The following is a 19,906-nucleotide window of genomic DNA, read 5'->3' as shown; positions in this document are numbered from 1 at the left end:
TCCGCTCACGCGTCCCAGAGGGCCCCCAGCTCCCGCAGCTCGTCGCGGTGCTCGATCCGCTCGGTCCACTCGGCCGGCCAGGCGTCCGCGCCCAGGTGGGCGCCGGCGAAGGCGCCGGCGAGGGCGGCGATCGAGTCGGAGTCGCCGCGGGTGCAGGCGGCCCGTCGCAGGGCGGTCAGCGGCTCGCCGGGGAAGAGCAGGAAGCAGAGCAGCCCGGTGGCGAGCGCCTCCTCCGCGATCCAGCCGTCGCCCGTGTACGTGCAGGGGTCGAGCTCCGGGTCGGCGGTGCGCTGCACGGAGTCGAGCCGTTCGAGGACGGCCAGGCACTCGTCCCAGCCGCGCCGCACGAAGTGGAGGGCGTCCGGGTCCTGCGAGCGGGTCCACAGGTCGCCGAGCCACCGCTCGTGGTACCGGTCGCGGTTCTCGTACGCGTACGAGCGCAGCTGCCCGACGAGCCCGGCCGGGTCGACCCCCCGGGCGAGCAGCCACACGGCCCGCGCGGTCAGGTCGGAGGCGGCGAGCCCGGTGGGGTGCCCGTGGGTGAGCGCGGCCTGGAGCTGGGCGGCGCCGGCCCGCTGCTCCTCGCTCAGCCCGGGGACGAGTCCGATGGGGGCGACGCGCATGTTGGCGCCGCAGCCCTTGGAGCCGATCTGGCTGGCGTCCTGCCAGCGGCGGTCGCTGTCGAGGAGCCGGCAGGCGAGCAGGCAGGTGTTGCCGGGGGCGCGGTTGTTCTCCGGGGAGTGGTACCAGTCGACGTACTCGTCGCGGACGGGCCGGGTGAGCCGGTGCGGGGTGAGCGGGCCGCTATCCACGGCGGTCCGGAGGCCCCGGGCGAGGGCGAGGGTCATCTGGGTGTCGTCGGTGACGTACGCGGTGCCCCGCGTCACCGGCAGCTCCATCTCCCGCCAGGGCCCGCACTTCGCGAGGATCGCGGGCACGTCGTTGAACTCGGTCGGGAAGCCCAGCGCGTCCCCCAGCGCCAGCCCCATCAGCGTTCCCGTGGCGGCCTGCTTGTTCATGCGGATCGTCCTTCCGGTCGGAGCAGCGGCGGGTGGAGGGCGGTGGCCGTCCCCGCCCGGTAGAGGGCGGCCGGTTTCCCCCGTCCGCCGGTGAGGCGCGGCGGTCCTTCGACCGGCTCGACGAAGCCGGGGGTGGTGAGGACCTTGCGCCGGAAGTTGGGGCGGTCCAGCGGGACGCCCCAGACCGTCTCGTAGACCTCCCGCAGCTCGCCGAGGGTGAACTCGGGCGGGCAGAAGGCGGTGGCGAGGCAGGTGTACTCCAGCTTGGCGCCGACGCGCCCGCGGGCGTCGGCGAGGATCAGGTCGTGGTCGAAGGCGAGCGGCGGGACCTCGTCGTAGGGCAGCCAGCGGGCCTCCGCCGCGTCGCCGCCGCCGCGCGGTTCGGGCAGGTCGGGGACGAGGGCGGTGTACGCGACGGAGACGACCCGCATCCTCGGGTCGCGGTCCGGTTCGGTGTAGGTGCGGAGCTGTTCGAGGTGGAGCCCCGCGACGGTGGCCTCGGGCAGTCCGGTCTCCTCGGCGAGTTCGCGGCGGGCGGCGGTGCCGGCGGACTCGCGGGGCAGCACGAAGCCGCCGGGGAGCGCCCAGGCGCCCGCGTACGGCTCCTGGCCCCGCTGGACGAGGAGGGCGTGGAGCCGGCCGGCGCGGACGGTGAGGACGGCGAGGTCGACGGTGACGGCGAAGGGCTCGAAGGCCCGGGGGTCGTACCCCTCGGGGCGGGGCGGGGTGCTGTTCATCGGCGTTCCGGGAGGGGGTCGGCGAGGTGCGGGCCCTCGGCGAGGAGCGCGTCGACGGCGGCGACGGCGGTGGCGAGGCGCTCCTCGTGGGGGCCGGTGAGGACGACGGTGCGGCGGCCGGTGTGGGCGAGCTGGGCGAGGAAGCGGGCGGTCATCCAGGGTCGGAGGTGCTCGCCGTCGCGCAGCCCGTCGTCCTCGAAGCCGACGCCCCGGTGGTCGGTGAGGAGCCACAGGTGCTGCCGGCCGCGGGCGGCGATCTCGCCGGTGGCGGCGCTGGTGGTGCCCAGGTACCGCTCGTGCCAGATGGTGGTGGCGAAGGCGTCGGTGTCGCAGAAGAGGACGGGCGAGCCGTCGCGGGCGGCCTCCTCCTCCAGCTCGGCCTGGCGCTGGGCGATGACGGGGAAGTCGGCCGTGTGGAAGGCGACCTCGGACCAGTCGGCGCCGGGGCGCACGGCCCGGAGTTCGGCGAGCTTGAGCTCGCTGTACTCGCGGCCGTACTCGGGGACGTACCGGGTGCGCGCCCAGACCCCGCCGCGCCGCCGGTAGTGGTCGGCGAGGGCGAGCGCCATGGTGGTGGTGCCGGTGGACTCGGCGCCGAGGACGACGACCCTGCGGGTGAGGGCGGCCCGGACGGGCGCGGCGAGGAAGTCCCAGCAGCCGGCGGGGTCGGCGCGGACGGCGGTGCCGGAGACGGGGAAGGCGGTGCGTCCGGGGTCGACGAGGACGGACGCGGCGCCGAAGCGGCGGGCGAGCTCGTCGCCGTACGGTTCCGAGGTGAAGACGGCGTCGACGGGTTCGGGGACGGCGGCCCGGAAGACCGCCATGTGGGCGTCCCAGACGGCGGGGTCGGTGAGGTCGACGGGGATGTCGTCGACGGCCCCGACGACGAGGGCGTCGGGGTGGACCTCCCGCATCCAGGCGACCCGGTCCTCCAGTGGCACGGACTCGACGGAGGAGGCGCAGACGAGGACGGTGACGCGCTCGCAGGCGGCGAGGGCGGTGCGGACGAGGTGGTGGTGGCCGGCGTGCGGCGGATAGAACTTGCCGAGGACGAGGCCGTGGCCGTGGCGGGTGTTCACGCGGTCGCCTCCAGCGGGCGGCGGGCGGCGGCGAGGTCGCGGCTCCAGCCGCGCAGGCCGGCCACGCAGAGGGCCATGAAGCCGACGTACAGCAGCGAGGTCAGGTAGAGGCCCTTGTGCGCGTACAGGGGGACGTAGACCACGTCGGCGGCGATCCACAGCCACCAGGACTCCAGGCGCTTGCGGCACTGGCCGTAGGTGGCCATGAGGGAGAGGCCGGTGGTGAGGGCGTCCCAGAAGGGGACGGTGGAGTCGGTGGCCCGGTCGAGGAGGAGGGTGAGGGCGAGGGTCCCCACCGCCCCCGCCGCGAGCAGCCAGGTCCACTCGGTGCGGGTGGTGCGCCGCACCGGGAGGGCCCCGGCGGAGCCTGGTCCACCCCCGTGGGTCCAGGTCCACCAGCCGTAGGCGGCGAGGGCGATGAAGAGGATCTGGAGGCCGGCGTCGGCGTAGAGGCCGGCCTGGGTGAAGAGGAGCACGAAGAAGAGGTTGTTGGCGATGCCGACCGGCCAGTTGGCGAGGTGCTGCCGGGCGACGAGCCAGACGCAGAGGGCGCCGCTGCCGAAGCCGAGGACCTCGGTCCAGCTGATCGGGGTGTCCAGCAGCGTGAAGAGGGGCCGCTGGAGGGGTTCGAGTACGTCCGCGAGGCTCACGCCCGCCTCCTTAAGAGTCATCCTGACTATAAAAGGTGGCGGGGGTCGCGCACAAGGCGGAGAACGCGAAGGGCCCCGTGTCCGCGGCGCGGATACGGGGCCCTTCGGGTCAGGAGGCGGGTCCTACAGGCCGACTTCCTTCATCAGCATGCCGACCTCGGTGTTGGACAGGCGGCGCAGCCAGCCCGACTTCTGGTCGCCCAGGCCGATCGGGCCGAAGGCGGTGCGGACCAGCTTCTCCACCGGGAAGCCCGCCTCGGCGAGCATCCGGCGGACGATGTGCTTGCGGCCCTCGTGGAGCACGACCTCGACCAGGTAGTTCTTGCCGAGCTGCTCGACCACGCGGAAGTGGTCGGCGCGGGCGTAGCCGTCCTCCAGCTCGATGCCCTCCTTGAGCCGCTTGCCGACCTCGCGGGGCAGCGGACCGGTGACGGCGGCCAGGTAGGTCTTCTTCACGCCGTACTTGGGGTGGGTGAGACGGTGGGCCAGCTCGCCGTGGTTGGTGAGCAGGATGATGCCCTCGGTCTCGGTGTCGAGCCGGCCGACGTGGAAGAGCCGGGTCTCGCGGTTGGTGACGTAGTCGCCCAGGCACTGGCGGCCGTCGGGGTCCTCCATGGTGGAGACGACGCCGGCCGGCTTGTTCAGCGCGAAGAACTGGTACGACTGGGTGGCGACGGACAGGCCGTCGACCCGGATCTCGTCGCTGTCCTTCACCCGGAGGCCCTGCTCCAGGACGATCTCGCCGTTGACCTCGACGCGGGCCTGCTCGATCAGCTCCTCGCAGGCGCGGCGCGAGCCGTAGCCCGCGCGGGCCAGCACCTTCTGCAGCCGCTCGCCCTCCTGCTCGGCGCCCGGGAAGGTCTTGGGGGTCTTGACCTGGGGCTTGTTCGCGTACCGCTCGCGGTTGCGCTCCTCGGCCCTGGCGTCGTACTCGCGCGAGCGCGCCGGGGCCGTACGGCCGCCGGGGCCCCGCCGCTGCCCGCCGGCGGGCTGCTTCGGGGACTGCTTCGGGCCGCCCTTGGCGCCGCCCCTGGCCGCGTCGCCGCGTCCCTTGCGGGGGGTGTCGGAGGGCATGCTCACGTCGTAGCTGCGCTCCTCGGGGCGGGTCTTGCGGGGGCGGCCGGCGCTCTGGCCGCGCTCGTCGCGGTTGTTGCCCGCGCCCCGGTAGTTGTTGCCGCGGCCGCCGCTCTTGGCACCACGGCTCCCGCCGTTGCTTCCGCTGTTCCTGCCGCTGCTGCTTCGCATCAAACTTCCGTCGTCTCTTCGTCCACTGGTTCGTCCCTGTCGGGATCGAACGACGGAACGCCCTCCAGGGAGTCCGGCTCGACCGCGTCCGCCTCGGGGAGGAAGGGCGCGAGCTCCGGAAGCTCGTCCAGGCCGCGCAGGCCCATCCGCTCCAGGAAGTAGTTCGTCGTCCTGTACAGGATCGCACCTGTTTCGGGTTCCGCGCCCGCCTCCTCCACGAGACCCCGCTGGAGGAGGGTCCGCATCACGCCGTCGCAGTTGACCCCGCGGACGGCGGAGACCCGGGAACGGCTGACCGGCTGGCGGTACGCGACCACCGCCAGGGTCTCCAGGGCGGCCTGGGTCAGCCGGGCCTGCTGGCCGTCCAGGACGAAGGCCTCGACGGCGGCGGCGTGGGCGGGGCGGGTGTAGTAGCGCCAGCCGCCGGCGACCCGGCGCAGCTCGAAGCCGCGCCCGTCGGCCGTGTACTCGTCGGCCAGCTCGTGCAGGGCGTCGGCGACCTCGCGCGGGGTGCGGCCGAGGACCTTGGCGAGGTGGGCCTCGGCGGCGGGCTCGTCGACGACCATGAGGACGGCTTCGAGGGCGGGCTTGAGGTCGCTCATGCGGACGGGTCCTCCTGGTCGAATTCCTGGGTCACTCGGGTCTCGCCGTCGCCGCCGGTCCAGGAGACCGTGAGCCGGCCCAGCGCGTCCTCCTGGTCGAGGGCGACGGCCTTCTCCCGGTACAGCTCCAGGAGGGCGAGGAAGCGGGCGACGACGGTCAGGGTGTCCCCGGCGGCGTCCTCGACCAGCTCCCGGAAGTCCAGGGTGCCGCGCTCGCGCAGCAGGGCGGCGACGATCCCCGCCTGCTCCTGGACGCTGACCAGCGGGGCGTGGATGTGGTCCACGTAGACCTGCGGCGCGGCCTTGGGCCGCATCGCCTTCACGGCGAGCTTCGCGAAGCCCTCGGCACCGATCGAGAGGACGACCTCGGGCAGCAGCTCGGCGTGGTGCGGCTCCAGGCCGACGGTCCGGGGGTGGCGCCGGCCCTCCGCCTCCCAGCGCTCGGCGAAGATCTCGGCGATCCGCTTGTACGCCCGGTACTGCAGGAGCCGGGCGAAGAGCAGGTCGCGGGCCTCCAGGAGCGCGAGGTCGGCCTCGTCCTCCACCTCGGCGGCGGGCAGCAGCCGGGCGGTCTTGAGGTCGAGCAGGGTGGCGGCGACGACCAGGAACTCGGTGGTCTGGTCGAGGTCCCCGTCCGGCCCGAGCGCGCGCAGGTGGGCCATGAACTCGTCGGTGACCTGCGAGAGCGCGACCTCGGTCACGTCGAGCTTGTGCTTGGTGATCAGCTGGAGCAGCAGGTCGAAGGGCCCCTCGAAGTTGGCCAGCCGCACGGTGAACCGCCCACCGCCCGCACCCCCGCCGCCGGCCCCGTCGGACGCGGGCCCGGCACCGGGGCCGCCGCCCGGCCCCCCGGACGCCGGTACGCCTCCGGGGCCGTCGCCCGGCTCCCCCTGCGCCGGTACGCCCGCGGGGCCGCCGCCCGGCTCCCGTACCCCTCCGGGGGCGCCCCCCGGCTCCCCGGGAGCGGGCTCGGGCGCGGTCGGGGGCTCGGGCGCGTCCGAGGGCTCCGGGCCGGGGGCCGACGGCACGGGCACGGGCGCGGGAGCGGACGGCGGGGCTTCCCGTGCGGGCTCGGGGCGCGTCCGCGCGGCTTCGGCCGCCGGCGCGGGGCCGGGGCGCCCGTCGGCCCCCGGGGGCTCCTGCGCGGGCCCGGAGACGCCGCCGCCCCGTCCCAGCGCGCGGCGGCGCGGTGGGCGGGACGTTTCGTCAGCGGGGCGGTGCATCGGGGGCGGTTCCAGGGGTGCGGGGGCGGGGCCGCCCGCAGGCTACCGTCAGCGGCCGCGCAGACGGCGGACGAGGATGCTCGCGTCGCCGCGGGACTCCAGATCCGCCAGGACCACGGCGACCGCCTCGCGGACGATCCGGCCGCGGTCGACGGCGAGGCCGTGCTCGCCGCGCAGCACCAGCCGCGCGTGCTCCAGGTCCATCAGCTCCTCGGCGGAGACGTAGACCGTGATCTTCTCGTCGTGCCGCTCCCGGCCGCTGGGGCGCCGGTTGGCGGCCCGTCCCCGGCGCCGCGCGGGCGCGCCCGCCTGGGGGGCGGCCGCCTTCACGGGGGCGGGCTGCTGCGCGGGAACCGACTCGGTCTCCCGGGCGCGCGGCTCGGCCGCCTCCGAGGAGGCCGCGGCGTGCTCGGCGGAGCCGGCGGCACCGCCGTCCGCGCCGGCCGCCGTGTCGCTCTCACCCGCCGGAGCGGGAACGGTTCGGCGGGGCGAGGACGACTGCAGCGCCATCCCCCCGGTCGTACGGAAGAGTTCGTCGGCTCCGGGCAGACTCACTCGGCGTGACACCGGGCGAGCACCTCCCTGGCGAGCTGGCGGTAGGCGGCGGCGCCCACGGAGTTGGAGGCGTACGTGGTGATGGGCTCGCCGGCGACCGTGGTCTCCGGGAAGCGCACCGTCCGGCCGATCACCGTGTGGTAGACGTGGTCGTCGAAGGCCTCGACGACCCGCGCGAGCACCTCGCGGGAGTGGACGGTCCGGGAGTCGTACATCGTGGCGAGGATGCCGTCGAGCTCCAGCTCGGGGTTGAGCCGCTCCTGCACCTTCTCGATGGTCTCGGTCAGCAGGGCGACGCCGCGCAGCGCGAAGAACTCGCACTCCAGCGGCACGATGACCTTGTGGGCCGCCGTCAGGGCGTTCACGGTCAGCAGGCCGAGCGAGGGCTGACAGTCGATCACGATGTAGTCGTAGTCGTTCATCAGCGGCTTGAGGGCGCGCTGGAGCGTCGACTCGCGCGCGACCTCGGAGACCAGCTGGACCTCGGCGGCGGAGAGGTCGATGTTGCTCGGCAGCAGGTCCATGTTGGGAACCGCCGTCTTGAGCAGCACCTCGTCCGCCGACATGCCCCGCTCCATGAGCAGGTTGTAGACGGTGAGGTCGAGCTCCATCGGGTTCACGCCGAGGCCGACCGACAGGGCTCCCTGCGGGTCGAAGTCGACGAGCAGCACCCGTCGTCCGTACTCGGCGAGCGCGGCACCCAGGTTGATGGTCGACGTGGTCTTGCCGACGCCGCCCTTCTGGTTGCACATCGCGATGATCTTGGCGGGACCGTGGTCGGTCAGCGGGCCCGGGATCGGGAAGTACGGCAGCGGCCGTCCGGTGGGGCCGATCCGCTCGCGGCGCTGGCGGGCAGCGTCGGGCGCGAGGGTGGCCGCGTACTCCGGGTCGGGCTCGTACTCGGCGTCGGGGTCGTAGAAGTGCCCCTCGGGCAGCTCGTCGTAGGCGGCGAAGTGGGTGGACTCTCGGCCCATCTCGTTGCCGGCCGTGGCGTTCACGTGTAGGCCGTCCATCGTCTTCAGCGTGTGGGTTGTCGTCATGGGGCGGCGCGTCGCGAAGGTCCGCACCGCGACGGAGCCGACCGGGCCACCTGGCGCAGCGCTCCCGGGAGTAAATGTCGACTCATTCACAAGTCGTCTTACCTCCTTGGACGTGACCAGGAACATTTATCGATAGGTCAGCGTGGCACCATGCCGACGGTTGGCGACTCTATGGCGTGTCACCGGTCCGCAGCAACACAATCGCCCGGACCCGGCCCGATGTGTCGGCAACCGAACACGGCTCTGTCAAGGGCGCGCAGCCATGCATCCACACGTTTCAGGGGTGTGCGAAACGGTTAAAGGGTTACGTTCGAGGCGAGTTGACCGAACGTTTTGGCGTGGCCGGAGACACAGCCGGCCGGACCTTGTCGAACAAGGTCCGGCCGGGTGCGTGACATTGACGGCGGGCGTTGACGGGCCCGTCCGCGGAGCCGTCGTCGGGGCGGCTCGGGTCAGCCGACGAGGGTGCTCAGCTCGACGTGCTCGTAGCCGTGCGCCTCGGCGACCTCCTTGTAAACCACCTTGCTGTCATGGGTGTTGAGGCCCAGGGCGAGGGCGGCGTCGCGGCGGAGCGCCTCGACCCAGCCGTTGTTCGCCAGCGACACGATGTAGGGCAGCGTGGCGTTGGTGAGCGCGTAGGTGGAGGTGTTCGGGACCGCGCCGGGCATGTTGGCGACGCAGTAGAAGACCGAGTTGTGGACCTGGAAGGTCGGCTCGGCGTGGGTGGTCGGGTGCGAGTCCTCGAAGCAGCCGCCCTGGTCGATCGCAATGTCGACAAGGACACTTCCGGGCTTCATCTTGGCGACGAGCTCGTTGGTGACCAGCTTCGGGGCCTTGGCGCCCGGAATGAGGACGGCGCCGATGACGAGGTCGGCCTCGACGACGGCCTTCTCCAGCTCGAAGGCGTTGGAGACGACGGTCTGCACCTTGGTGCCGAAGATCTTGTCGGCCTCGCGGAGCTTGTTGATGTCCTTGTCGAGCAGGGTCACGTGGAAGCCCATGCCGACGGCGATCTGCACGGCGTTCCAGCCGGAGACGCCGCCGCCGATGACGACGGCCTTGCCGGCGTGGGTGCCGGGGACGCCGCCGGGGAGCACGCCACGGCCGCCGGCCGAGCGCATCAGGTGGTAGGCGCCGACCTGCGGGGCCAGGCGGCCCGCGACCTCGGACATCGGGGCGAGCAGCGGGAGGGCGCGGTTCGCGGTCTCGACCGTCTCGTAGGCGATGGCGGTGGTGCCGGACTCCAGGAGGGCGTCCGTGCACTCCTTGGAGGCGGCGAGGTGCAGGTAGGTGAAGAGCGTCTGGTCCTTGCGGAGGCGGTGGTACTCCTCCGCGATCGGCTCCTTGACCTTGAGGAGCAGGTCGGCGGTGGCCCAGACCTCGTCGGCGGTGGCGAGAATCTCGGCACCGGCGGCCACGTACTCCTCGTCCGTGATCGAGGAGCCGACGCCGGCGTTCTGCTCGATGAAGACCTGGTGGCCGTTGCGGACGAGCTCGTGGACACCGGCGGGGGTGATGGCCACGCGGAACTCGTTGTTCTTGACCTCGCGGGGGATGCCGACCTTCATCGTCGATCACGGTCCTTGAATCAGGGGGGATAACTGGTGCACTGCGATACATACCCGGATGCACTGCGGCGCACCGGGGCAGACCACGTTCGAACGCGGCAGAACCAGTCTAATGAAGGAGTTCCCGCTGTCTAGCCTTTCAAAGTACTAATCTTCTGCGGAGCCACTGCGGATTTCGTAGGCGTGGCGGTCGGTTTCCAGAAGACGGTCCGCCGCGGCCCGGTGCAGCCGCGCCGCGGCCGGGTCCCCGAGCCGGTCCAGGGTGTCGGCGAGCCGCAGCCGGAGGGCCGCCTGGAGCCGGGTGTCCTGGGCGCGACGGGCCCACTCGACGGCCTCCTCGCAGGTCCGCAGCGACTCCTCGGGGCGGCCCGCGTACTCCTGCACCCGGGCCGCCTCGCTCAACGCCCGTGCGTGGCCCGGGAGATCGCCGAGCCTGCGGTAGCCGGCCGCCGCCGCCCGCCAGTGCCGCAGCGCCTCGCCGTACCGCCCCGCGTAGGTCTGCACGGCGCCGAGGCGGGCGTACAGGCGCGCCTGGTCGGCCCGCTCGTCGTGGGCGAGGCGCTGGGCGAGGGCCCGGCCGTACCAGTCGCCGGCCCGCTGCCAGTCGCCGAGTTCCTGATAGCTGCCGCCTACGGATTCCATTGCGCGACCGGTCGCGTACGGATCATTTGCTTGCCTTCCGGCCTCCCATGCCAACCGATATCGCAGCAGAGCGTCCTTCGTGCGGCCGGTCCGGGCGTCGAGGTCGCCGAGGTTGAGCAGGGCCGCCGCCCGCTCGCGGTGCAGTCCGCGCCGCTCGGCCACGTCCAGGACCAGCCGGTGCAGCCCGTACAGGTCGGGCGCCGCGGCCTCGGCGCCGTGGTGCGCCGTGAGCGCCCGCACCAGGGAGGCGATGAGCCGGCGGGCGAGGGTGTCCAGCTCCCCGTCGGCGACGGCCATCCGGGCACAGGCCAGCAGCGCGGGCCGGCGGGAGACCAGCCAGCGCGCGGCCTCCTCGCGGGTGGGGAAGCGCAGGGCGCGCGGCAGGCCGGCGAGCTTGCGCCGGGCCGGGGAGCCCTCGGGTTCGGTGACCGCACGGCAGGACTGGAGGAGCCGCACGGTCCGCTCCAGCATCCGGGCCCGGGCGAGCTGCACCTCGGCGGGCCGGTCGCGCTCCTCCAGCTGGGCGCGGAGGAGGGGGACGAGGTGGCCGGGGGCCTCGTACTCCCCGTCCCCGGCCTCGGTGACCAGGCCCAGGCGGGCGAAGTCCGCGAGCGTGGTCGCCGCGGCCTGGACCGAGCAGCCGGCCAGGGCGGAGGCGGTGTGGGCGTCGGCCCGGCCGAGCGGGGCGAGCACCAGGTAGCGCAGTATCCGGGCGGCCGGCTGGGGCAGCGCCTGGTGGGCGAGGAGGAAGGTGCGGGTGAGGGGGTCGCCGTTCAGGCCGCGCAGCCGCTTGGCCAGGTCGGCGACGGAGGTCTCGGGCCGGCCCGCCAGCCAGCCGCCGGCGAGGACCACCGCGCCGGGCAGCCCGCCGCACTCCTCGACCAGGGCCTCGGCGGCCTGCGGGTCGACGGTGATGCGGACCGAGCCGGTGGCGGAGGTCAGCAGCTCGATGGCGGACTTCGGGTCGAGCCCGCCCAGGGTGCAGGGCCGGACGTCCGGGATGCCGGTGAGCGGCCCCTCGGCCACCGCGACGACGAGGGCGTCGGGGTTGTCCGGGAGCAGCGGGTCGGCCTGCTCGGCGTCGACGGCGTCGTCGAGCAGCAGCACCGCCCGGCGCCCGCCGAGCGCCTCGCGGACCAGCTCGGTCAGCTCGTCCTCGGCGGCGCCGGGCGGCTCCGCGACGCCGAGGTCGCGCAGCAGCTCGCGGGCGGCACGGGCGGTGGGCACGGGCTCCCCGCCGGGCTCGGTGAGCCGGGCGCGGTAGACGCCGTCGGGGTAGCGGTCGGCGACGGAGGCGATCAGCTCCTCGGCGAGCGCGGTCCGGCCGGAGCCGGGCCGCCCCGCGACGAGCAGGACGCGGGCGCGGGGCTCCTTGCGTCCGGTGAGGGTGTCCAGGCCGGTCCGCTCGATGTCGGCGCGGAGGGCCTTCAACTCCCGCTGCCGGCCGTAGAACTGCCGGCTGCCGGCCGCCGCCACCGCCTGATCCGTCACGGGCCACACTCCCGTCCACCTGCGCACGAGCCATCCCGCGGGGGACTCCGCACGGGCGTGTACGAGCGTAGTTCAGCCCCCGGGGCGCCCCCGGCGGAGCGCGGCGGGCACGTCCCCCGATCGGATCAGCAGACAGTCACACCGGCCCTCGACGGGGGCGGGGAACGCTACGCCTCGAACGGCCGGGCAGGCCAGGGGGCCTCCGCCGGGCGCAGGGCGTCGACCCCGTCGCCCGCCCGGGCGGCGACCAGCGACAGCACGCCCACCACCAGACAGGCGTTGTGCAGCTCGCCGGCGAGCACGCCCCGGACCAGCTCGTCCAGCGGGACCCGCGCCACCTCCATGTCGGCCTCCTCCTCGGCGACCGCGTACCGCTCCCCCTCCGCCTCGGCGAGGTCGCGCGCCAGGAAGATCCGTACGGCCTCGTCGCAGCCGCCCGGGGAGGTGTACGTGTCCACGAGCACCCGCCAGTCGGCCGCCTTGGCGTGCGCCTCCTCGTACAGCTCGCGCTGCGCGGCGTGCAGCGGGTTCTCGCCGGGCACGTCGAGCAGGCCCGCCGGGATCTCCCACAGCTTCTGGCGCACCGGGTGCCGGTACTGCCGCAGCACGAGCACCCGGTCCCGGTCGTCCAGGGCGAGCACGGCGACGGAGCCGGGGTGGACCTGGTAGTCGCGGCGGGCGACCGAGCCGTCCGGCATGACCACGTCGTCCGTGCGGACACTCGTCTTGTTTCCCTTGAAGGGGGTGGCGGTGGCGGTGACCCGCCACTCCTCCGGGGTGTCCTGCACCTTCATCTCTGTCCTCCCGTGCCCGAGACCACATGCGAAAACCGGGGCACCGGTCCGTCAGGACCGGTACCCCGGCAACGTTAACGCCTTGCTACTTCTTGCCCGTCCTGCGCTCGACGGCCGCCTTGACCAGGCCCGCGAAGAGCGGGTGGGGGCGGGTCGGGCGGGACTTCAGCTCCGGGTGCGCCTGGGTGGCGACCAGGTAGGGGTGGATCTCCTTCGGGTACTCGACGAACTCGACGAGCTTGTTGTCCGGGGAGGTGCCGGAGAAGACCAGGCCGGCCTTCTTCTCCAGCTCGGCGCGGTACGCGTTGTTCACCTCGTAGCGGTGGCGGTGGCGCTCCTCGACGTACGGCTCGCCGTCGTAGGCCTCGCGGACCACGGAGCCCTCGGCGAGCTTCGCCGGGTAGAGGCCCAGGCGCATCGTTCCGCCCAGGTCGCCGGCGCCCTCCACGTAGGCGAGCTGCTCCTCCATGGTGGAGACCACGGGGTGCGCGGTGGCCGGGTCGAACTCGGTGGAGTTGGCGTCCGGGATGTCGGCCAGGTTCCGCGCCGCCTCGATGACGATGCACTGGAGGCCCAGGCAGATGCCGAGCAGCGGCACCTTGTTCTCGCGGGCGTACTGGATCGCGCCGATCTTGCCGTTCACGCCGCGGTCGCCGAAGCCGCCGGGGATGAGGATCGCGTCGACGTCGCCGAGCTGCTTCTGCGCGCCCGCCGGGGTCTTGCAGTCGTCGGAGGTGACCCACTTGACCTTGACGCGGGCCTTGTTGGCGAAGCCGCCGGCGCGCATGGCCTCGGTGATGGAGAGGTAGGCGTCGGGCAGGTCGATGTACTTGCCGACGAGCGCGACGGTGACCTCGTGCTCCGGGTTGTGGACGCGGTCCAGGAGGTCCTCCCAGACGGTCCAGTCCACGTCGCGGAAGGGCAGGTCGAGCTTGCGGACGACGTAGGCGTCCAGGCCCTCGGTGTGCAGCACCTTCGGGATGTCGTAGATCGACTTGGCGTCGATGGCGGCGACCACGGCGGCCTCGTCGACGTCGCACATCAGCGAGATCTTGCGCTTGATGGCGGTCGGGACCTCGCGGTCGGCGCGCAGCACGATCGCGTCGGGCTGGATGCCGATGTTGCGCAGGGCGGCGACGGAGTGCTGGGTCGGCTTGGTCTTCAGCTCGCCGGAGGGGCCGATGTAGGGCAGCAGCGAGATGTGCACGACGAAGACGTTGTCGCGACCGACCTCGTGGCGGACCTGGCGGACGGTCTCCAGGAAGGGCAGCGACTCGATGTCGCCGACCGTGCCGCCGACCTCGGTGATGACGACGTCGACGTCGTCGGTGGCCATGCGGCGGATCCGCGACTTGATCTCGTTGGTGATGTGCGGGATGACCTGCACGGTGTCGCCGAGGTACTCGCCGCGCCGCTCCTTGGCGATGACCTGCGAGTAGACCTGGCCGGTGGTGACGTTGGCCGAGCCGTCGAGGTCGACGTCGAGGAAGCGCTCGTAGTGGCCGATGTCCAGGTCGGTCTCGGCGCCGTCGTTGGTGACGAACACCTCACCGTGCTGGAAGGGGTTCATCGTGCCCGGGTCGACGTTGAGGTACGGGTCGAGCTTCTGCATCGTGACCCGCAGGCCCCGGGCCTTGAGGAGCGCACCCAGGCTGGAGGCGGTGAGGCCCTTGCCGAGCGAGGAGGCGACACCCCCGGTGACGAAGATGTGCTTGGTCGTCGTGGATTTGGGCGGCATCGCCAAGAGGGGGCTCCCGTGGTCGCGTTCTGGAGGTGCGAAGCGGCAGGTCCTCCGGAAGAATCGGGGGTGCCGTCGCTGCGGTTTCGGGGGTTTCGGCTGGTGCCGTTTCCCACCGGTCCACGGGGTACCAGGGTATCAGTGACATCCGGAGACCGCTTCCGGCCACACGCTCGGCACACCGGCCGACCGGGTGGGGCGGGCTCCGGAGGGGCCGTTTTCCGGGGCGGGAGCGGGAGACCACCCAGGGGAAACGTTCGGGCAAACGTCCAGGGAACATCCCGTTCACCCGTATGGAGCAGCGCGTGACGCGGATGATCACCACGGTCACTACTCTGCGGATCATCCCGCCCGGCCCCGTCGCCGGGCGGCCGGCCGACGGCACCACCCCCGCCCGTGGAACCGGACCGGGAGCCCGTGTCGCTTCCCCCTCGACCCGCTGCCGGAGCCGGCCATACCGCACACTGGCACCGCGGGCACCTCTCGCAACTCGCACCATCCCGCTGCACGCGCCCCGAGGGGCGGACAGGCCGTTCGACTGGAGTGAAGCACGTGGCCGGGCGTATCGAGGATTACGCACTCATCGGAGACATGCAGACCGCGGCACTGGTCTGCCGGGACGGCAGTGTCGACTGGCTCTGCCTCCCCCGCTTCGACTCGCACGCGGTCTTCGCGGGGCTGCTCGGCACCGAGGAGCACGGCTTCTGGAGAGTGGGCCCGGCCGGCCCGGACGACGCCGAGCCGGCCCCCGCCGACCGCCGCCGCTACCGGGGCGACTCGCTGATCCTGGAGTCCGAGTGGGACACCCCGCGCGGCACGGTCCGGGTGACCGACTTCATGCCGCCGCGCGACGGCGCCCCCCAGCTGATCCGGATCGTGGAGGGGGTCAGCGGCCGGGTGCGGATGCGCTCCGCGCTGCGGATGCGGTTCAGCTACGGCCGGATCGTGCCCTGGGTCCACAAGGTCGGCGAGCGGACGGTCGCGGTGGCCGGCCCCGACTCCGTCTGGTTCGACACCGACGCCGAGACCCACGGCGAGCACCTCACCACCTACTCCGAGTTCACCGTCACCCCCGGCGACCGGATCGCCTTCACCCTCTCCTGGCAGCCCTCGCACAAGGAGCCGCCGCCGCTCCCGGACCCCGAGGGCTCCCTGGAGGCCACCGCCGGCTTCTGGCGCGAGTGGGTGGACCACTGCACCTACCACGGCCCCTACCGGGAGGCCGTGGTCCGCTCCCTGATCACCCTGAAGGCCCTGACGTACGCCCCGACCGGCGGCATCGTCGCCGCGCCGACCACCTCGCTGCCGGAGGAGATCGGCGGCGTGCGGAACTGGGACTACCGCTACACCTGGCTGCGGGACGCGGCCATCACCCTCTCCTCGATGCTGCGCACCGGCTACCGCGAGGAGGCCCGCGCGTGGCGGGACTGGCTGCTCCGGGCGGTCGCGGGCGACCCGGAGAACCTCCAGATCATGTACGGCATCGCGGGCGAGCGGGAGCTCGGCGAGGCGGAGCTGGACTGGCTGCCGGGGTACGAGAACTCGGGCCCGGTCCGGGTCGGCAACGGCGCCGCGAACCAGCTCCAGCTCGACGTGTACGGCGAGGTCACCGAGGCCCTGCACCTGGCCCACATGACGGGCCTGTCCCGCAACGACTACGCCTCCCTGCTCCAGCTCAAGCTGATCGACTACCTGGAGAAGAACTGGGACCAGCCCGACGAGGGCATCTGGGAGGTCCGCGGCCCGCGCCGGCACTTCACCCACTCCAAGGTGATGGCCTGGGTGGCGGTCGACCGCACGATCAAGCTGATCGAGTCCGGTGACGCCGACGGCCCGCTGGAGCGCTGGCGCGATCTGCGCGACGAGATCCACCGGGACGTCTGCGAGAAGGGCTACGACAAGGAGCGGAACACCTTCACCCAGTCGTACGGCTCCAAGGAGCTGGACGCCTCGCTGCTGCTCATCCCGCAGATGGGCTTCCTGCCGCCGGACGACAAGCGGGTGATCGGCACGATCGAGGCGATCCAGCGGGAGCTGTCCACCGAGGACGGCTTCGTGCTGCGCTATCCGACGGCCGGCGAGGAGGCGGGCGTCGACGGTCTGGAGGGCGACGAGGGCGCCTTCCTCGCCTGCTCCTTCTGGCTCGCGGACGACCTGGCGATGATCGGCCGGGTCGACGAGGCCCGCGTCCTCTTCGAGAAGCTGCTGGCGCTCCGCAACGACCTGGGGCTGCTCGCCGAGGAGTGGGACCCGCGGCTCCAGCGGCAGGTGGGCAACTTCCCGCAGGCCTTCAGCCACGTCCCGCTGATCGACACCGCCCTGCGGCTGACGGCGAGCGGGGCGTACGGCGGCTGAGCGGGGCGTGCGGCGGCCGGGCGGGGGCCCGGCGGCCGAGCGGCGTGCCCGGGGGGCCGGACCTACCATGAGAGTGTCCTGGCCCCCGCACGAAAGGGGGGCACCCGATGGCTCCCCAGTTCACCGTCCCGGACTCCGCCCTGGCCGGCCTCCGCGAGGATCTGGCCGGTGAGGTCCTCGTACCCGGCGATCCGGGCTACGACGAGGCCCGGCGCGTCCACAACGGCATGATCGACCGCCGGCCGGCGGTCATCGCCCAGTGCGCGACGCAGGCCGACGTGGCCAACGCGGTCCTCTTCGGGCGGGAGACGGGGCTGCCGATCGCGGTGCGCGGCGGCGGCCACAGCGTCGCCGGCGCCTCCTGCGTCGACGGCGGCCTGGTGATCGACCTGCGGCGGATGCACGCCGTGGTCGCGGACCCCGAGCACCTGACGGTACGGGTCGAGGGCGGCGCCACCATGGGCCACCTGGACCGGGCCGCCCAGCCCTTCCACCTGGCCACCACCGGCGGCCGGGTCTCCACCACCGGCGTCGCCGGCTTCACCCTGGGCGGCGGCTCCGGCTGGCTGGAGCGGAAGTTCGGGCTCGCCTGCGACAACCTGCTCTCCGTCGACCTGGTCACGGCCGAGGGCAAGCACGTGGTGGCGAGCGCCGAGGAGAACCCGGAGCTGTTCTGGGCGCTGCACGGCGGCGGCGGCAACTTCGGGGTGGCGACCTCGCTGACCCTGCGGCTGCACGAGCTGCCCGCGATGAGCTTCGCGCTGCTGCTCTTCCCGCCGTCCGCCGGACCGGCGGTGGTGACGGCGTACCGGGCGATGGCGGAGACCATGCCGGACGAGGCGGGCGGCGGCGTGCTCTACTTCCCCGCCCCGCCCGAGCCCTTCGTCCCCGCGCACCTGGTCGGCGAGCTGGTGGTGGCCGCCCTGGTGACCCTCGCCGGGCGGCGGGCGGACGTCCGGCACCTGGCGGGTCCGCTGACCGCGCTGCGGCCGGTGGTGGAGCTGGTCGAGGAGATCCCCTACGCGGACCTCCAGTGCATGCTGGACGACCCGCCGGGGCTGCGGAACTACTGGTCGGCGGAGTACCTGGGCTCGTTCCCGGACGAGGCCGTGGAGGTCTTCTGCGCCCGCGGCGAGCGGATCCCGGCGGGCACGGCCACCCAGCACGTGCTGTTCCCGCTCGGCGGCGCGGTGGCCCGCGGCCCCGCCGACTGGCCGCTGCCGTGGCGCACCGCCCCCTGGGCCGTCCACCCCTTCGCCACCTGGGAGGACCCGGCGGCGGACGGGCGCGCGATCCAGTGGGTGCACGACGTGCGGACCGACATGCGGCCGTGGACGACGGAGGCGGTGTACCTCAACTTCATCGGGACGGAGGGCGAGCAGCGGGTCGTCGCCGGCTTCGGGGCCGGCAACTACCCGCGGCTCGCCGCCGTGAAGGCCGCGTACGACCCCGACAACGTCTTCCGCCTCAATCACAACATCGCGCCGGCCGCCGCGGCCTGAGGCGCTAGCGGAGGGCGTCGATCACCTCCTTCGCGGCGCGCTCGCCCTCGGTGGCGCCGCCCTCCATGAAGCCCTGGAAGTCGTAGGAGCAGTGCTCGCCGCCGATGTGGACGTTGCCCTGGGCGGTGCCCTCGTACCCGGCGTACCGGTGGAGGTAGCCGACCGGCCAGCAGGAGTAGGCGCCGAGCGCGTTCGGGTTCTTGTGCCAGGCGGAGAGCTGGGCGCGGCCGTTCCAGGCCCGTGAGGTGCCGGGGAAGAAGGCGTCGATCCCGGTGAGGTAGCGGCTCACCAGGTTGCGCACGTACGGGTCGGCCTCGGTGGAGAAGGGCCCGGCGGGGTTGAGGTTCCGGGCGAGGCTGCCGCCGTTGTACTGGATGAGGATGCCGCCGGTGCCGCCCTGGACCTTGGTGGTGTCCCAGGTCTGCTGCACGTCGAGGTCGGTGAAGCAGTCGCCGGCGGAGACCCCGGGCCAGGCGCCGGTGCCGCGCCAGGGGCGGGTGCCGAACTGCATGTTGAGCTTGGTGCAGTAGCCCATGCGGGCGTCGCGCAGCAGGCTGGTCATGCGCGGGTCGAAGCCGGCGCGGGTGAGGTCCAGCCGCTGGAGGATCGGCAGCGGGACGCACAGGACGGTGTGGTCGGCGGTGACGGTCCGGGTGGAGCCGCCCTCGGCGAAGGTGAGGGTCTGGGTGCCGTCGGCGTTGGCCCGTACGGCCTGGAGGGAGAAGCCCATGCGGAGGGTGCCGGGGTTGAGGGCCCCGGCGATGGCGTTCGGGAGCCGGTCGTTGCCGCCGGTGATGTGGTAGCGCTCGTTGGACAGGCCCCAGATGTTGAAGTTGCCGGGATTGGTCTGGTAGCCCATGAGCAGGACGAGGGCGAGCGAGGACTGCTCGGTGGTGTCGGCGCCGTACTCGACGTTGTAGGCGACGTCGATGAACTTCCCGAGCGGCGAGGCGTGCCCGCCGGGGACGCGGCTCTCGATCCACTCGTACACGGACATGTCGTCGAGGGCGGTGCCGGCCGGGGTCGATTGGTTCCAGAGGACCTCCCCCGCCTCGGACAGGTCGCGGCGCAGCGCCTGGTAGACGCCGTTGAAGTCCGCGTCGGCCTGCTCGCGCGGGTAGTAGCCGCCGCCGAACCAGAGGACCTCCTCGGCCCCGTTGGGGCCGCCGCCGAGGAAGTCCTCGGTGGGCAGGCCGAAGCGGCGACAGAGTTCCAGCATCTTCTTGTGGCTGGTGTCGATCAGCTCGCCGCCGATCTCGGAGGTCTGCCCGTAGGCCCAGTGGTTCCGCTGGGTCCACATGCGGCCGCCGACGCGGGCCGGGTCGGCCTCGTAGAGGACGGGGGCGAGGCCGGCGTCCTGGAGGGTGAGGGCGGCGGTGAGTCCGGCGATGCCGGCGCCGACGACGGCGATCCGGGCGTCGGACCGCACCGGCGGGTCGGGGACGGCGGCCGCGGCGGGCACGGCTCCGGCGGCGAGGGCGGTGCCGGCGATCCCGGCCGCGGCGGCGGCCTTGAGGAGGGTACGGCGGCCGAGGGGGTCGTTCCTCAGGCCGCGCAGCTCGTCGACGGGGAGGCCGAGCCGGCGGGCGTCGGCGTGGTCGGCGGCGAGGCGGTTCAGGAGGTGCATCGGGTTGGTGCGTGCCATGGGGCGCTCCTGGAGGGAAGA

General features: G+C 73.2%; 16 protein-coding genes. 2 read left to right on the top strand and 14 right to left on the bottom strand.

Annotated elements, in window-relative coordinates; genetic code table 11:
* Positions 1 to 5: 5 nt before the first annotated feature.
* From ACFW6A_RS35280 to ACFW6A_RS35220, 13 genes are all read right to left on the bottom strand, one after another.
* Complete coding sequence (locus ACFW6A_RS35280) at positions 6 to 1,019, bottom strand: ADP-ribosylglycohydrolase family protein (RefSeq protein ID WP_351853329.1); 1,014 nt, start codon at positions 1,017 to 1,019, stop codon at positions 6 to 8.
* Positions 1,016 to 1,756, bottom strand: coding sequence for an NUDIX domain-containing protein (locus tag ACFW6A_RS35275; protein WP_351853331.1), 741 nt, complete (start codon positions 1,754 to 1,756; stop codon positions 1,016 to 1,018). Before ACFW6A_RS35275 ends, ACFW6A_RS35280 begins: the two co-directional genes overlap by 4 nt.
* Positions 1,753 to 2,835, bottom strand: coding sequence for an AAA family ATPase (locus ACFW6A_RS35270; protein WP_351853335.1), 1,083 nt, complete (start codon positions 2,833 to 2,835; stop codon positions 1,753 to 1,755). Before ACFW6A_RS35270 ends, ACFW6A_RS35275 begins: the two co-directional genes overlap by 4 nt.
* Positions 2,832 to 3,485 carry a nicotinamide riboside transporter PnuC gene (gene pnuC, locus ACFW6A_RS35265; protein WP_386645683.1) on the bottom strand — a complete coding sequence of 218 codons (654 nt, stop codon included), beginning with the start codon at positions 3,483 to 3,485 and terminating at the stop codon, positions 2,832 to 2,834. Before pnuC ends, ACFW6A_RS35270 begins: the two co-directional genes overlap by 4 nt.
* Before the next feature lie 123 nt (positions 3,486 to 3,608).
* A complete protein-coding gene (locus tag ACFW6A_RS35260; protein ID WP_351853340.1) occupies positions 3,609 to 4,730 on the bottom strand; it encodes a pseudouridine synthase in 1,122 nt (373 codons plus the stop codon).
* Positions 4,730 to 5,332 (bottom strand): SMC-Scp complex subunit ScpB, encoded by a 603-nt coding sequence (gene scpB / locus ACFW6A_RS35255; RefSeq protein WP_351853342.1) that lies wholly within the window; start codon positions 5,330 to 5,332, stop codon positions 4,730 to 4,732. Before scpB ends, ACFW6A_RS35260 begins: the two co-directional genes overlap by 1 nt.
* Positions 5,329 to 6,555, bottom strand: coding sequence for a segregation and condensation protein A (locus ACFW6A_RS35250; RefSeq protein ID WP_386645680.1), 1,227 nt, complete (start codon positions 6,553 to 6,555; stop codon positions 5,329 to 5,331). Before ACFW6A_RS35250 ends, scpB begins: the two co-directional genes overlap by 4 nt.
* Positions 6,556 to 6,603: 48 nt before the next feature.
* Entirely contained in the window at positions 6,604 to 7,110 is a 507-nt protein-coding gene (locus ACFW6A_RS35245) for a hypothetical protein (protein WP_351853374.1), read from the bottom strand.
* On the bottom strand, positions 7,107 to 8,150 hold the full coding sequence (locus ACFW6A_RS35240; RefSeq protein WP_226651714.1) for a ParA family protein: 1,044 nt from the start codon (positions 8,148 to 8,150) through the stop codon (positions 7,107 to 7,109). Before ACFW6A_RS35240 ends, ACFW6A_RS35245 begins: the two co-directional genes overlap by 4 nt.
* Positions 8,151 to 8,602: 452 nt before the next feature.
* On the bottom strand, positions 8,603 to 9,718 hold the full coding sequence (gene ald, locus ACFW6A_RS35235; RefSeq protein ID WP_386645677.1) for an alanine dehydrogenase: 1,116 nt from the start codon (positions 9,716 to 9,718) through the stop codon (positions 8,603 to 8,605).
* 147 nt (positions 9,719 to 9,865) lie between these two features.
* Positions 9,866 to 11,851, bottom strand: coding sequence for a tetratricopeptide repeat protein (locus ACFW6A_RS35230; RefSeq protein WP_351853350.1), 1,986 nt, complete (start codon positions 11,849 to 11,851; stop codon positions 9,866 to 9,868).
* A gap of 167 nt (positions 11,852 to 12,018) precedes the next feature.
* Positions 12,019 to 12,645, bottom strand: coding sequence for an NUDIX hydrolase (locus ACFW6A_RS35225; protein ID WP_351853353.1), 627 nt, complete (start codon positions 12,643 to 12,645; stop codon positions 12,019 to 12,021).
* An 85-nt stretch (positions 12,646 to 12,730) separates the two neighbouring features.
* Positions 12,731 to 14,383, bottom strand: coding sequence for a CTP synthase (locus ACFW6A_RS35220; RefSeq protein ID WP_351853356.1), 1,653 nt, complete (start codon positions 14,381 to 14,383; stop codon positions 12,731 to 12,733).
* Positions 14,384 to 14,935: 552 nt separating this feature from the next.
* Between ACFW6A_RS35220 and ACFW6A_RS35215 the strand changes: the two genes are divergently transcribed.
* Both ACFW6A_RS35215 and ACFW6A_RS35210 read left to right on the top strand, forming a co-directional pair.
* Positions 14,936 to 16,738 carry a glycoside hydrolase family 15 protein gene (locus tag ACFW6A_RS35215; RefSeq protein WP_351853358.1) on the top strand — a complete coding sequence of 601 codons (1,803 nt, stop codon included), beginning with the start codon at positions 14,936 to 14,938 and terminating at the stop codon, positions 16,736 to 16,738.
* Positions 16,739 to 16,845: 107 nt separating this feature from the next.
* On the top strand, positions 16,846 to 18,240 hold the full coding sequence (locus ACFW6A_RS35210) for an FAD-binding oxidoreductase (protein ID WP_386645674.1): 1,395 nt from the start codon (positions 16,846 to 16,848) through the stop codon (positions 18,238 to 18,240).
* A gap of 4 nt (positions 18,241 to 18,244) precedes the next feature.
* Here the strand turns inward: ACFW6A_RS35210 and ACFW6A_RS35205 are convergent, their stop codons facing one another.
* Entirely contained in the window at positions 18,245 to 19,885 is a 1,641-nt protein-coding gene (locus ACFW6A_RS35205) for a flavin monoamine oxidase family protein (protein WP_386645671.1), read from the bottom strand.
* Positions 19,886 to 19,906: the final 21 nt, after the last annotated feature.

The sequence above is a fragment of the Streptomyces sp. NPDC058758 genome (assembly GCF_042746075.1).
Lineage (GTDB): Bacteria > Actinomycetota > Actinomycetes > Streptomycetales > Streptomycetaceae > Streptomyces.
This window is presented reverse-complemented; position numbering and strand designations above follow the sequence as displayed.